Here is a 12262-nt window from a genome sequence, read left to right as displayed (position 1 = left end):
TGTTCGACATGAACGCACGAACCCAATCATTGTGTGAACCCGCTGTGATCGACTATTTCGTTTGTGCATCGACAAAGGAAGCACATGTGCGCTGGCTGGCCGATACGCTGGTGTCCGCCGGTGCGGTCGAGGCGTCGTCGCTGGAACCGGGCATGCTTGCTCAGCGCATCACGGGGCTGAATCCGGCGCTGGTGTTTATCGACTTCTCAGAACGCAGTGAACTGGCGAGCGCCGCGGCTGCCGCCGTGCGTGCAGCCCATCCGGGGTTGTCGATCGTCGCGCTGGGCTCGCTCGCGCAGCCGGAGAGCACGCTTGCCGCGCTGCGTGCGGGCGTGCGCGACTTCATCGACGTGTCGGGCCCCGCCGAGGATGCACTGCGGACCACGCGCGGATTGCTGTCACACGTCAGCGAGCCGGCGAGCCGGCACGGCAAAGTGGTTGCGCTGCTCGGCGCGCGTGCGGGCATGGGCGTCAGCACGCTCGCCGCGAATCTCGCCGTGTGGCTGCAGAAACGGGCGCTCGGGCCCGGCGCGGCCGGCGGCTCGGACGGCGGCGTGCCCGCCGGCCGGCAGACCGCGCTAATCGACCTCGGGCTCCCGGCCGGAGACGGTGCGTTGTTCCTGAATACGCGCTGTGACTTCCATTTCATCGATGCGGTGCAGAATCTGCGCCGCATCGACCGCACGTTCGTGAACACCGCGCTGACTCGTCACCAGAGCGGCGTTGCGTTGACGACGCTGCCACCGGACCTCGGCGCGCTGCGTGACGTGTCGTATGCATCATGCATCGGTTTGCTGAACCGCTTTCGCGCGTTCTTCGACCAGCAGGTCGTCGATCTCGGCGGGTTCACGAATCGCGAATTCGTCACGCAGATCGCTGCGTCGGCCGACGAAGCGTGGCTGATCTGCGATCAGGGTGTTGCGTCGATCGTGTCCGCGGCCGACCTGCTCACCGGGCTGCGCGATGCCGGTGTCGACACCGATCGAGTCAAGCTTGTCGTCAACCAGTACGATCCCGCGCTGGACCTGATGCCGTCGCAGATCGCCGAGCGCCTCGGGCTGTCGCTGGTCGGTACCTTGCCGTCGCGCCGCGTCGCGATCGGCCATGCCGCGAACCGCGGACGGCTCATTCTCGATGCGGCGGAGCGCGACCCGTACGTGCGCGCACTCGAATCCCTCGCCACGCGGCTGCCCGGCATATCGGGCATGGCGGGCGCGTCGCGGGCCGCGCCCCGTCTGTCTGCCCTCAAACGTTTCATTCAACCCTCGTCCAAGCGGTCGTAACCGATGGCACACGACATTCAATTCGCCGACGGCGCAGCGCCGTTCTCCCAGACGCAGCAATTCCACGACATCAAGAATGCCGCGCACGAGCACTTGCTGACGCGCATCGAGGAACTGGGGGCCGAATTCGGCCGATGGTCCCGCCAGGCGATCAACCAGTTCGTCGATCTCGAGATCGACAGCTTCGTGCGCCTGCGCCGTATTCCGCTCAACGAGAACGAGGTGCGGGCGGTTGCGGAAGCGCTGACGAAGGAACTCGCAGGCTTCGGTCCGATCGAGGATCTGCTCGCGGATCCCGCTGTCGAGGACATCCTGATCAACGGCTACAACGACGTATACGTGTCGCGCCACGGGATCCTCGCGAAGTTGCCGGTGCGCTTCACCGACAACGCACATTTGCTGCGCATCGTGCGTCGGATTCTTGCGCCGATCGGACGCCGTCTCGACGAATCCAACCCGATGGTCGACGCGCGATTGCCCGACGGCGGCCGCGTGAACGTCGTGATCGAACCGCTGTCGATCGACGGCCCGATCGTGTCGATCCGGAAATTCCGCAAGGATCCGCTCAAGCCGTCGGACTTGCTGGGCAACGGCACGTACAACGCAGAGATTGGCGCGTTGCTCGAGGCGGCGGTCGAGGCGCGCTGCAACGTGCTCGTGTCGGGCGGCACGAGCTCGGGGAAGACGTCGCTGCTCAACGCGCTCGCATTCCACATTCCGGAGGCCGAGCGCGTCGTGACGATCGAGGATACGGCCGAACTGTCTCTGAACCATCCGCATGTCGTGCGGCTCGAAAGTCGGCCGGGCGGGTTCGACGGCACCGGCGTCGTGACGATTCGCGACCTGCTGCGCAACACGCTGCGGATGCGTCCGGACCGGATCATCGTCGGCGAAGTGCGCGGCGGTGAAGTGCTCGAAATGCTGCAGGCCATGAATACGGGCCACGACGGCTCGATGGGGACCGTGCACGCGAGCTCGCCGCGCGAATGTCTGTACCGTCTCGAGATGCTTGCCGGCTTTGCCGGCTTCCAGGGTACCGAGTCGAGCCTGCGTCGCCAGATCGCGAACGCGATCGACTTCATCGTGCAGATCGGGCGCCTGTCGAACGGGCGCCGCCGGATTCTTTCGATTACCGAAGTGACCGGGCTGTCCGACAACATCATCGCGACGCAGGAGTTGTATCGATACGAAGCGCGCGTGACGCCGGAGGGCGAGGAAGTCGATCACTGGGAATCGCTGGGCATCCACCCGCATTCGCCGAAGCTCGCACGTTTCCGCCAGACGCTGACGAACACTGGACTCGACGGCGGCGGGTTCGGCGGGGGCTTCGGCGGCGGCGGATTCGGCCGCGGCGGGGGCTTCAATGTATAGCGCCATGATCTGGGTGCTCGCCGTCGCGATGCTGTGCGCGGCGTCGGCACTGATGCTGTGGCGACATGCGGAAACCCGCCGCGTGCGTACCGATGCCAAGCGCTTCATCGTCAGCCGGCTCGAACCGGGCGCACGCGCAGCGGCGCCGGCCGCCAAAACGGCGGCGTCCGCTGCTGCGCGTGCTGCATCGCCATCCGGCAGCGGACGCCACGCGCCGTCGACTGTGTTCTGGATGCACGGATACGGGCTGGCAAAGGAATATCTGAGCAACCTCGTGAACCGTGCCGGGATCGATGGCGCGCGTGGCAAGGCCATCGGGGCGCTGGCCGTGCTCGTCGCGATTGCGGTGATGGCCGGTAGTCGCGGCGGCGCGCTCGCGTCTTTCGCCGCGCTTGTGTGCGGAAGCACGATATTCGGCATCTGGCTCACTTCGCGCATCCAGCGGCGGCGATTGAAAATCGTCCGCCAGATCCCTTCGTTTCTCGACGGAATCGTGCGGCTGGTGACGCTTGGCAACAGCGTGCCGGCCGCATTTCAGGCCGCGTTGCTGACGACGGAGGAGCCGCTGCGCGGGTGTCTCGATCATGTTTCCAGGATGTTGCGGACGGGTGTCGAAATTGACCGCGCGATGCTCCATATTGCGCAGATCTACCGGACCCAGGAATTCGAACTTCTCGGATCGGTGCTGCGTTTGTCGGTCAAGTATGGCGGTCGGGCCGACGTGATGCTCGAACGCATGGCCGTGTTCATGCGCGACCTCGAGCAGGCCGAGCGCGAACTGACGGCAATGTCGGCAGAGACGCGGCTATCGGCGTTCGTGCTCGTGATGCTGCCGATCGCGATCGGCAGTTTTGTCGTGATGACCAATCCGAGATACCTGGAAGGCATGTGGAACGATCCGAACGGCCGGACGCTGCTCATGTTCGCGTTTCTCGCGCAGGTCGCCGGCAGTGTGTGGTTGTATCGAATGGCCCGACTCAGGTGATGCGATGACGGCAACTCAGATCGGATCGATTGCCCTGGCGCTCGGCGCGCTGGGCGTGCTGTTGTTGGGAATGATCGCGTTGCTGCGTGCGAGCGCCGCGTCGCGTGCCGAACGTGCGCTCGTCGATGCGCTCGACCGGCGTATGGCGGCACTCGAAGCAGCCAAGGCGCGGACGACGGCGGACGGCCGTGCCGACACTCAACCGGCCCCGCGCGAACGTCAGCGCCTCGAGCGGGTGCTTGCGCGTGTGTCGGCGGTGGGGATGCGCTGGCTCGATACCGGCCTTGGCAAGCACGTCGTCGCGGAAGAGGACCGCCGTCTTCTCGAGCAATGCGGTTACGTCGACACCCGCACGCGTGGACTGTTTCTGAGTGCGCGGATTGCGTGCGGAATCGGCTTGCCGCTTCTCTTCGCGATATGCGCCAGCGGGCGAATGAAGGGCGGCTACTGGGCGACCGGGATGTTTGCTGCATTCGCGCTCGGCTTCATGCTGCCGAAGATTTTCTTGCGGCGCCGTGCCGCGGCGCGTCGCCAAAGCGTGGTCGATGAACTGCCGTTGTTCGTCGACATGCTGCGACTGTTGCAGGGCGTCGGGCTGTCGCTGGATCAAAGCTTGCAGGTCGTGACGAACGATTTTCGCGGGATGATGCCGGTGCTGTCGTCGGAGGTCGGGATCGCACAGCGCCAGTTTGCGGCCGGCCGCACGAGAGATCAGTCGATGCAAAGGTTGTCGGGCGGATTCGACAACGAGGACTTGCGTGCGATTGTGCGTTTGATGGTGCAGGTCGACAAGCACGGCGGTGCGGTGCAGGAGCCGCTCAAGCAGTTTGGCGACAGGCTGCGCGAGACGCGCCGTGCGATGCTGCGCGAACGCATCGGCCGACTGACGGTGAAGATGACAGGAGTCATGATCCTGACGCTGCTGCCCGCACTGCTGATCGTGACTGCGGGCCCCGGATTTCTGGCAGTGATGCATGCGCTGTCGGCTCATCATTGATAGGTGAAGGAATGACGATGAAGCGGATCGGCAGAATGGCAACGCACACGTTCGTCGCGTCAGCGGTACTGCTGCTTGGCGCTTGCGCGACCAAGGAAGGCGGATATGGCGTCGGTGTGCAAACTGAACGTGCGGCACTGATTCAGGCAGCCGAGCGGAAGCAGGGCGTGCCCGACACGCCGTCGATGTATCTCGGTTTGATTCAGCGAATGCAGGCCCAAGGCCTCTATTACGCGTCGCTCGCGCACATCGATGCGTATGACAAGGCATACGGCATCTCTCCCGATACGATCTTGCTTCGCGCGGACGCGCTGCGCATGACCGATCAGCCCGCCGCCAGTGCCGCTGCGTACACGCAGTTGCTGAAGACGCCGCTCGCCGCGCGCGGGTATCGCGGACTCGGATTGATCGCCGGCGCGGCGGGGGATTTCGATCAGGCGGTAAGGGCCCTCGCACAGGCGTCGGATCTCGCGCCGACGGACGCGTCGTTGCTGTCCGATCTCGCCTATGCGAGATTGCGTAACGGCGACGTGGTCGGCGCCCGGGTGCCCTTGATGAAGGCAGCGGAACTGGATCAGCGCAATCCGAAGATCGTCAGCAACCTCGCTCTGTATCTGCTCGCTGCCGGGCGCACACAGGACGCGCAGCGGCTGATGAACCAACAGCGACTACCCGCCGATATCCGCAAGGACATCGCGAGCGATGCCGCGAAGATTGTGGCCGCCGCACGTGCGCAGCAACGTGCACTTGCGATGCCGCCGGTGGTGTCGCGGCACGCGCCGAACGCACCCATCACGCCGATGGCGAACAATTTCGGCTATGACCAGACCGTGCCGTTGCTGCAACGGTTTGCACAATGAACGAGGATGCGGGGATCGACATGAACAATAAACGATATCGAAACGCGTGTGCGGGGCGGATCATGATGCTCGTCGCGGTCATGACGATGGAGATGGGCACCGCGTTCGCGCAGGTACAGCCGGAAGCGATGCCGGCCGCTTCCGACGTTGACCGCTCGACGAAAGCGTGGCTCGCGATCCAGCGAGACAACCGCGCTGCGGCACCGACACAACCGATGCTCGGTGACGTCGCATCGCTGGTCTACCAGCGCTATCTCGATTCATTCAAGAACAAGATCCCGGTGTCGATGAGCACGCAGCTGGGCAGTTCATCGGGCGGCATGCCGAGTAGCGGGCAGGGTGCGCAGTAAGCGAGATGACGATGCGCGCAGATCAAGCACATGGGTTCCCTCAGCGCGGCGCGCCATGGTTGGGCGGGCGGCGTCAACGTGGCTCCATCGCGATCATGGCAGCGATCTGGGTCTTGGTTGCGATCGTGGTGCTCGGCGTGATCGACGTCGCGAATCTGTATTTGCAGAAGCGCGATCTGCAGAGGGTGGCAGACCTGGCTGCGTTGGCGGCAGTGCAGCCGATGACGAGCGATCCGACCGGTTGCCTGGCCGATGCAAAGAATAATGTGACGACGAGCGCGAACATCAATGACAAGGGTTATGCGTTCACGTTGATAAGCGCCACGGCGACCGCAAGCCCTACCGCGGGAAACGACCAGATCGCCGTCACGTGCGGGAAGTGGGATTCGTCGACCGCCTACATGACGCCGGCGCCGGCCGCGGCGAATGCTGCGCAGGTTACGGCGTACCGGCAGGTGAACTACTTCTTCCTGGGGCTGCTGAATCAATTGAGCGGACGTCGGACGATTATTTCCGCGACCGCGACCGCACGTGCGGCAGCAATCGATACGTTTAGCGTGGGTTCGACGCTTGCGAACTTGAATAGCGCGTCGTCCGCGATACTCGATCCGCTGCTGACCGGATTGCTGGGTGCTTCGGCCAACATCAATGTGGGCTTGGCCAATTACCAGGCGTTGGCGGCCGCAAACGTCACGCTGGGGCAATTGGCGAACGTCGCGACCCAACTCGGCACGGCAGGCATGTCGGCTCCCGCCAGCGTCGGGAAGTTGCTTGGTCTCGACCTGACCGTATCGGACATTCTGAACCTCGCCGCTACGGCGGTGGGCAGCAATACCACGGCCGGCGCGGTGCTCACCGTACTGAAGAACAGCGTTGGTGCCAGCGTCAACGCGAACAAGATCGCCTTGGGCAGCCTTCTGCAATACTCGGGCAGCAATCCGGAGGCGGCGGCGAATGCCAGCATCAACGTGCTTCAGTTGCTGGTCACGACGGCGCAGATCGGCGCGTACAACAGCGCGCTGACCGTATCGGTCGGACAAGCGAACTGCCCCGGCAGTGCATTGTGTCCGCTGATTTCAGCGGCGTCGTCGCTGGTTCGAGTCAATAGCCTGCAATTGCAGGTGCTCGCGCCGCCGTCGATCGGAATTGGCGAAGCCGGACAGGTGAACGGCATCTGGCGCACGCAGGCGTCGCAAGCGGCGATTGGGCTTTACGTCGATGTGCAAGCGCTGTCGGATCCGCCGCCGCTGTCCATTCTGGGCCTGTTGACGCTCCAGCTGACGGGGCCGCATTTGCCCCTCTATATCATCCTTGGCGGCCCTGGCCGGGCATGGCTGGCCAACACGAGTTGCCAATCGGCGGCTGCATCGAGCACCGCGACGTTCGGCGCATTGCCGGGCGTGGCGATGATTTGTGCCGGACAAAATACGGGGGGTACTTTGAACCTCAATTCACCGAGTTGCGCATCTACGTCGGCTACGCTACCTGTAGCGAAGTTGTCCGGCGGGGGGCTGCTCGGCAATTTTTCGCTTCTGCAAGTCGCTTTGTCCGTATCGAACCCGGTAGCGTACGTCGGCAGCAGCACCAGTGCGCCTGTTTATAGCGGGCCGCCACTGCCGTCGACGCCGGGAGCGTTGAGCGCCAGTCTGTCGTTGGCCGGGACGGGGACGGTTTATCCGAACAACTCGCAATATTCGTTCTGCAATACCAAGCCGAGCAATGGTGCGTGTACTTCGTCTGCATGGTCTCCGGGACCTGACTGGAGCACGTCGTCAACGGCGACCAACTCGCTCAACGTGCAACTGACAAATCTATTAAATCTACAGTCGGTTCAGCTCAATGTGCTCGGGCTGGACTTGTCGATCCTTAGCCAGGTTCTTCAGCCGCTGACCGGCCAGCTCATTCCGTTGCTGCTCGGCCTCGTCAATCCGTTGCTCAATACGCTAGTGACGCCGCTACTGACGGCACTAGGGTTGCAAATCGGCCAGTTGACCGTGATACAACATGGCTTGACTTGCAACGCTCCGCAAATCGTTCATTGAAAGCATCAACAATGAGAACCCCCCCCGCAATCGCAGAACTCGACCTCTACGTCTGGGAAGGCAAGGCGGACATCGTCGACCGCGTTGCCCGCTGCATGGCGAGCTTCGACGTCGAGGTGATCCGCGCCGACAACGCGGAGATCTCGCCCGAGCGCGCCGCGTTGCGGCCGTCGCTCGCGATCATCAGCGTGACGATGATCGAAACCGGCGCGGCGTTCCTGCGCGACTGGCAGGCGAACATCGGCATGCCGGTCGTATGGGTCGGTGCGGCACGCGACCACGACGCATCGCAGTATCCGCCCGACTATTCGCACATCCTGCCGCTCGACTTCACGTGCGCCGAGCTGCGCGGGATGGTCGGCAAGCTGGTCACGCAGCTGCGCGCGCATGCCGCGGAAACGCTGCGGCCATCCGAACTCGTCGCGCACTCCGAATCGATGCAGGCGCTGCTGCGCGAAGTCGATACGTTCGCCGACTGCGACACCAACGTGCTGCTGCACGGCGAAACGGGCGTCGGCAAGGAGCGCATCGCGCAACTGCTCCACGAAAAACATTCGCGCTACCGGCAGGGCGAATTCGTGCCGGTCAACTGCGGCGCGATTCCGGACGGCCTGTTCGAATCGCTGTTCTTCGGGCACGCGAAAGGCTCGTTCACCGGCGCGGTTGTTGCGCATAAAGGCTATTTCGAACAGGCGGCCGGCGGCACGCTGTTCCTCGACGAAGTGGGCGACCTGCCGCTGTACCAGCAGGTCAAGCTGCTGCGCGTGCTCGAAGACGGCGCGGTGCTGCGGGTCGGCGCGACGACGCCGATCAAGGTCGATTTCCGCCTCGTCGCGGCCAGCAACAAGAAACTGCCGCAACTCGTGAAGGACGGCCTGTTCCGCGCGGATCTCTACTATCGGCTCGCGGTGATCGAGCTCAACATTCCGTCGCTGGAGGAGCGCGGCGCGGTCGACAAGATCGCGCTGTTCAAGTCGTTCGTCGCGGAAGTGGTCGGCGAAGAGCGGCTCGCGCAGTTGTCCGACCTGCCTTACTGGCTTGCGGACGCGGTCGCCGACAGCTATTTCCCCGGCAACGTGCGCGAGTTGCGCAACCTGGCCGAACGCGTCGGCGTGACGGTGCGGCAGACGGGCGGCTGGGACGCAGCGCGGCTGCAGCGCCTCGTCGCGCATGCACGGAGTTCGGCGCAGCCGGTGCCGGCGGAGAGTGCGGCGGAAGTGTTCGTGGACCGCAGCAAATGGGACATGAACGAGCGCAGCCGCGTGATCGCGGCGTTGGACGCAAACGGTTGGCGGCGCCAGGATACGGCCCAGCAGCTCGGCATCAGCCGCAAGGTGTTGTGGGAAAAGATGCGCAAGTATCAGATCTTCGACGAAGAGCCCGAGACACGCGAAAGCGAGTAATTAATGAGATAAAATCGCCCGGAATTACAACGACACGGGCGGGAATAAAAATTCATGAGCCATATGACGGGGTTGGGGCGGGCATGTGTGGTGTTCGCCATGATGGGAGGCATGCAGGGCGCGTCCGCGCAAGGATTGGCGGGCGATGCGGCGCCGGTGGTGCAGCAGGCGTCGGCGCCGGTGGCGGCGATTCCGGCGATCGATCAGCAGGCGCAGACGTCGGTGCAGCCGCAGGCCGGCGAGACGACTGGGCCGAGCACGGTCGACGAACTGCAACGGCAGATCCAGGCGCATTCGCTGACGGAAATGCGCACGAGCTATAACGGCAGTTACGGCGCGAGCCTGTTGTTCAGCGTCAAGGACGGCTCGTACTTCGTCGCGCTGTTCCAGCAGAAGGCGTTCTGGCGTGTGATCAAGACGCACGACGATACGCGCGCGGAAGCGATCTATCGCGATTTTTCGCGTCAGGCGGAGCGACTGGCCGTGAACGAGCTGCGTGCGGCGAAGCTGGAATCGCAGAAGGCGCAGATGGATCGGCAGATCGAAGTCACGCAGGAACGGGCGCGGCGTCTGCAGGCCGACATCGCGATCGCGCGCGAGCAGCAGGCGGCGGTGGCCGATCGCCAGAAGAGCGTTCGCAACGAAACGGCGGCGCTGCAGGCGCAACAGGCGGAGCTGCAGGCGCAACTGCGTGCGTTGCAGCAGCGGGTGCGCTCGCTGCAGCGCGAGGCCAACGCGGGTTTGTCGACGACGGCACGCTGAGCGATCGCGGCCCGGCGGTGCGGCGACATGCCGCGCCGATCCACCAGCAAAAAGGGCAAGCCGGTTGGCTTGCCCTTTCGTTTTACTGGCCGTCCGGCACGATGCGCCGGCGGCGGGTGACGATCACCGGCCCGTTGCCGCCGCGCGAGTCGGACGGCGCGTTGCCCGATGCATCGCCGGCATCGCGCGGCGCACCGTAGCTTTCGCGCGGTTCGCGCGGGGCGCCGTAGCCTTCGCGGGGCGCGCCGTAACCTTCGCGCGGCTCGCGGGAGCCATAACCTTCGCGCGGTTCACGGGCGCCGTAGCCTTCACGAGGCTCGCGCGAGCCGTAGCCGCCGTCGCCGCGCGGCTCGCGCGAGCCGCCGTGCGAGCCGTACGGGCTGTGGCCGCCGCCTTCGCGGCCGCCCGGCCGGCCACCGGTGCGCGGGCCGCGGGGACCGCCGCCGCCCGGGCGCGAGCCGCCGGTGTCGAGCTGGATCGTGGAAATGGCACGCTTGTAGATGCCTTGCAGACCCACGGGGGTGCGCAGCATCACCAGGTACTGATCGAACGACTCGATGCACCCCGTCAGACGAATGCCGTTGACGAGATAGATTTCAACGCGCTTACGTTCCTTGCGCGCCGCATTGATGAAGTCGTTTTGCGGATGGGATTCTGCGGGATTGGCCATTGAGGTGCGGCAGGAGCCTGCGTCAGAGAATATGTTGTGCGTGTGTGTGGCGTGGTCGCCCACCGGGTATTTGGCGGGATTTTACCCTGTTCGTCCCGCCCGCGCGCGATCGCGATTGTGTCGAACCGTAACCCACTATAGACGTTCCCGCGCGTTTTCGCGATTCGGTCAAATGGCTAGCGCCGTTCGTTACGTCGCGTTACGACTCTCGCATCGGCGTAGCACCTGCCGGCGGCGGCCGGGATTACATTCGTCGCGCGTGCCGGGCAGCCCGGCGGAAATGGGAACGGAAACATGAACAACAGGGGATGGAGAGTGTGGATCGGCGGCGCGGCATTGCTCGCGTCCGGCAGTGCAATGGCGGGGCACGTGGATTTGTCCGTCGGCATCGGCGTGCCGGTTGCACCGGTCTATGTCGAGCCGGCACCGGTCTATGTGGCGCCGCAGCCGGCGGTGGTCGCCTATCCGGGCTACGGATACGGCTACTACGGCGACGATGACGACGACCGCTACCGCAAATGGCGCAAGCACTACTACAAGCATTGGCGCAAGCATCACGACGATGACGACGATTGAGCGCGGCATGCATCGCGCCGGTGACGGTCAAAACGCGTAATCCGGGTTTTTCGGATCGAAAGCTGCTTCGTCGAACGTCGCCGGCGCGATTTTCTCGATGACGATCCGCTCGAAGATCCGGCCGTCGTTGTCATAGGATTCGACCGTCCGGAAGTAGGGCGCGTGCAGATCGAGCCCGAGGACTTCCTTTTTTGCATAGAACTGGGGGCGGCCGGTCGGCGTCTCGTACGTGAGCGCGACGACGCGCACGCCGCCGATCGTCTTTGCTTCCACCTGCGTCGGCCGCTGCACGCCGGCTTCCTGGTATTTCTTTCCTTCGGTCAGGTACAGGTTCGTGATGAACTCGGTGCCGAGATCCTTCACCTGGTGATTCGACTGCGCACGCGCGAGCGCACCGTCGATTGCGGTCCACAACGGAATCTTGCCGAGCAGCCCGCCGAGATGGCCGTACATTTCGTCCTTGCGCTGCGTCGTGTCGTAGATCGTCTCCTGTCCGGCATGCGCGCCGCCGGGCAGCCATTTCGCGTAGACGCGCAGCGGCTCGCGGGTGGTCTTCACGAGCATGCGGTCGGGCGTGTCGGACCATTTCCCGCTGATGCGCTCCTGGCGCACCATCGTGAACTGGTACGACGGATAGCCGTTGGGGCCGTTGCGGATATAGAGCGGCACGGCGAGCGGGTCGAGCGCCTTGAAGAGCGCCGTGAGCGTCGCGTCGTCGAGTTGCGCGAGCGTGCCGCGCTGCGCTGCCGTGCGCAGCCAGCGCGCCTGCTGGGCGACCGGTTCGCGCGTCACCTTCGCCAGCTCCGCCGGCAGCGTGGCCTCCTGCGCCGCGCTCGCGGCATCGGCGGTTTCCTGCGCACGCAGGTCCGGCTGCGCGAGCAGCAGCATGCCTGCGATCGCAGCGGCAGCAACGGGCGCCGCACGCCGCTTCTTTCGTTCGTTCATCGACAGCGTCTCCGGAAG

At 64.6% G+C, this 12262-nt stretch carries 12 protein-coding genes; 10 read left to right on the top strand and 2 right to left on the bottom strand.

Features of this window, described 5'->3' with window-relative positions; genetic code table 11:
* Positions 1-8: 8 nt before the first annotated feature.
* The 9 genes from BSE24067_RS07705 to BSE24067_RS07665 are packed head-to-tail and all read left to right on the top strand — an operon-like array spanning position 9 to position 10053.
* Positions 9-1283 (top strand): fimbrial protein, encoded by a 1275-nt coding sequence (locus BSE24067_RS07705; protein WP_151064328.1) that lies wholly within the window; start codon positions 9-11, stop codon positions 1281-1283.
* Positions 1284-1286: 3 nt separating this feature from the next.
* Complete coding sequence (locus BSE24067_RS07700) at positions 1287-2654, top strand: TadA family conjugal transfer-associated ATPase (RefSeq protein ID WP_151064329.1); 1368 nt, start codon at positions 1287-1289, stop codon at positions 2652-2654.
* Positions 2647-3639, top strand: coding sequence for a type II secretion system F family protein (locus tag BSE24067_RS07695; RefSeq protein ID WP_151064330.1), 993 nt, complete (start codon positions 2647-2649; stop codon positions 3637-3639). Before BSE24067_RS07700 ends, BSE24067_RS07695 begins: the two co-directional genes overlap by 8 nt.
* 4 nt (positions 3640-3643) lie before the next feature.
* Positions 3644-4636: a type II secretion system F family protein gene (locus BSE24067_RS07690; protein ID WP_151064331.1), complete on the top strand. Its 993-nt coding sequence runs from the start codon at positions 3644-3646 to the stop codon at positions 4634-4636.
* 17 nt (positions 4637-4653) lie between these two features.
* On the top strand, positions 4654-5496 hold the full coding sequence (locus tag BSE24067_RS07685) for a tetratricopeptide repeat protein (protein ID WP_151064332.1): 843 nt from the start codon (positions 4654-4656) through the stop codon (positions 5494-5496).
* A 20-nt stretch (positions 5497-5516) separates the two neighbouring features.
* Positions 5517-5846, top strand: coding sequence for a DUF3613 domain-containing protein (locus BSE24067_RS07680; protein WP_151064333.1), 330 nt, complete (start codon positions 5517-5519; stop codon positions 5844-5846).
* A gap of 5 nt (positions 5847-5851) precedes the next feature.
* The gene (locus tag BSE24067_RS07675) at positions 5852-7888 is read left to right on the top strand and encodes a pilus assembly protein TadG-related protein (protein WP_151064334.1); all 2037 of its coding nucleotides are present in this window, start codon (positions 5852-5854) and stop codon (positions 7886-7888) included.
* 11 nt (positions 7889-7899) lie between these two features.
* Positions 7900-9291, top strand: a complete 1392-nt coding sequence (locus BSE24067_RS07670; protein ID WP_151064335.1) for a sigma 54-interacting transcriptional regulator — start codon at positions 7900-7902, stop codon at positions 9289-9291.
* Between the two features lie 54 nt (positions 9292-9345).
* Positions 9346-10053 (top strand): DUF2968 domain-containing protein, encoded by a 708-nt coding sequence (locus tag BSE24067_RS07665; protein ID WP_151064336.1) that lies wholly within the window; start codon positions 9346-9348, stop codon positions 10051-10053.
* An 82-nt stretch (positions 10054-10135) separates the two neighbouring features.
* On the opposite strand, the gene hfq is transcribed toward BSE24067_RS07665, so the two are convergent.
* Positions 10136-10723, bottom strand: a complete 588-nt coding sequence (gene hfq, locus BSE24067_RS07660) for an RNA chaperone Hfq (protein WP_174904725.1) — start codon at positions 10721-10723, stop codon at positions 10136-10138.
* Positions 10724-11017: 294 nt separating this feature from the next.
* Here hfq and BSE24067_RS07655 point away from each other — a divergent pair, with 294 nt between their 5' ends.
* A complete protein-coding gene (locus BSE24067_RS07655) occupies positions 11018-11299 on the top strand; it encodes a PXPV repeat protein (RefSeq protein ID WP_151067986.1) in 282 nt (93 codons plus the stop codon).
* A 27-nt stretch (positions 11300-11326) separates the two neighbouring features.
* Here BSE24067_RS07655 and BSE24067_RS07650 read toward each other — a convergent pair whose 3' ends face one another.
* Positions 11327-12244: a DUF1571 domain-containing protein gene (locus BSE24067_RS07650; RefSeq protein ID WP_151067985.1), complete on the bottom strand. Its 918-nt coding sequence runs from the start codon at positions 12242-12244 to the stop codon at positions 11327-11329.
* Positions 12245-12262 lie beyond the last annotated feature (18 nt).

It is taken from the genome of Burkholderia latens (assembly GCF_902499045.1).
GTDB lineage: Bacteria > Pseudomonadota > Gammaproteobacteria > Burkholderiales > Burkholderiaceae > Burkholderia > Burkholderia latens.
This window is presented reverse-complemented; position numbering and strand designations above follow the sequence as displayed.

Excerpts from the sequence above, each read along its gene's own strand:
- BSE24067_RS07705 (WP_151064328.1), top strand. The coding sequence starts at position 9 with ATGAACGCACGAACCCAATCATTGTGTGAACCCGCTGTGATCGACTAT.
- BSE24067_RS07700 (WP_151064329.1), top strand. The coding sequence starts at position 1,287 with ATGGCACACGACATTCAATTCGCCGACGGCGCAGCGCCGTTCTCCCAG.
- BSE24067_RS07695 (WP_151064330.1), top strand. The coding sequence starts at position 2,647 with ATGTATAGCGCCATGATCTGGGTGCTCGCCGTCGCGATGCTGTGCGCG.
- BSE24067_RS07690 (WP_151064331.1), top strand. The coding sequence starts at position 3,644 with ATGACGGCAACTCAGATCGGATCGATTGCCCTGGCGCTCGGCGCGCTG.
- BSE24067_RS07685 (WP_151064332.1), top strand. The coding sequence starts at position 4,654 with ATGAAGCGGATCGGCAGAATGGCAACGCACACGTTCGTCGCGTCAGCG.
- BSE24067_RS07680 (WP_151064333.1), top strand. The coding sequence starts at position 5,517 with ATGAACAATAAACGATATCGAAACGCGTGTGCGGGGCGGATCATGATG.
- BSE24067_RS07675 (WP_151064334.1), top strand. The coding sequence starts at position 5,852 with ATGACGATGCGCGCAGATCAAGCACATGGGTTCCCTCAGCGCGGCGCG.
- BSE24067_RS07670 (WP_151064335.1), top strand. The coding sequence starts at position 7,900 with ATGAGAACCCCCCCCGCAATCGCAGAACTCGACCTCTACGTCTGGGAA.
- BSE24067_RS07665 (WP_151064336.1), top strand. The coding sequence starts at position 9,346 with ATGAGCCATATGACGGGGTTGGGGCGGGCATGTGTGGTGTTCGCCATG.
- hfq (WP_174904725.1), bottom strand. The coding sequence starts at position 10,723 with ATGGCCAATCCCGCAGAATCCCATCCGCAAAACGACTTCATCAATGCG.
- BSE24067_RS07655 (WP_151067986.1), top strand. The coding sequence starts at position 11,018 with ATGAACAACAGGGGATGGAGAGTGTGGATCGGCGGCGCGGCATTGCTC.
- BSE24067_RS07650 (WP_151067985.1), bottom strand. The coding sequence starts at position 12,244 with ATGAACGAACGAAAGAAGCGGCGTGCGGCGCCCGTTGCTGCCGCTGCG.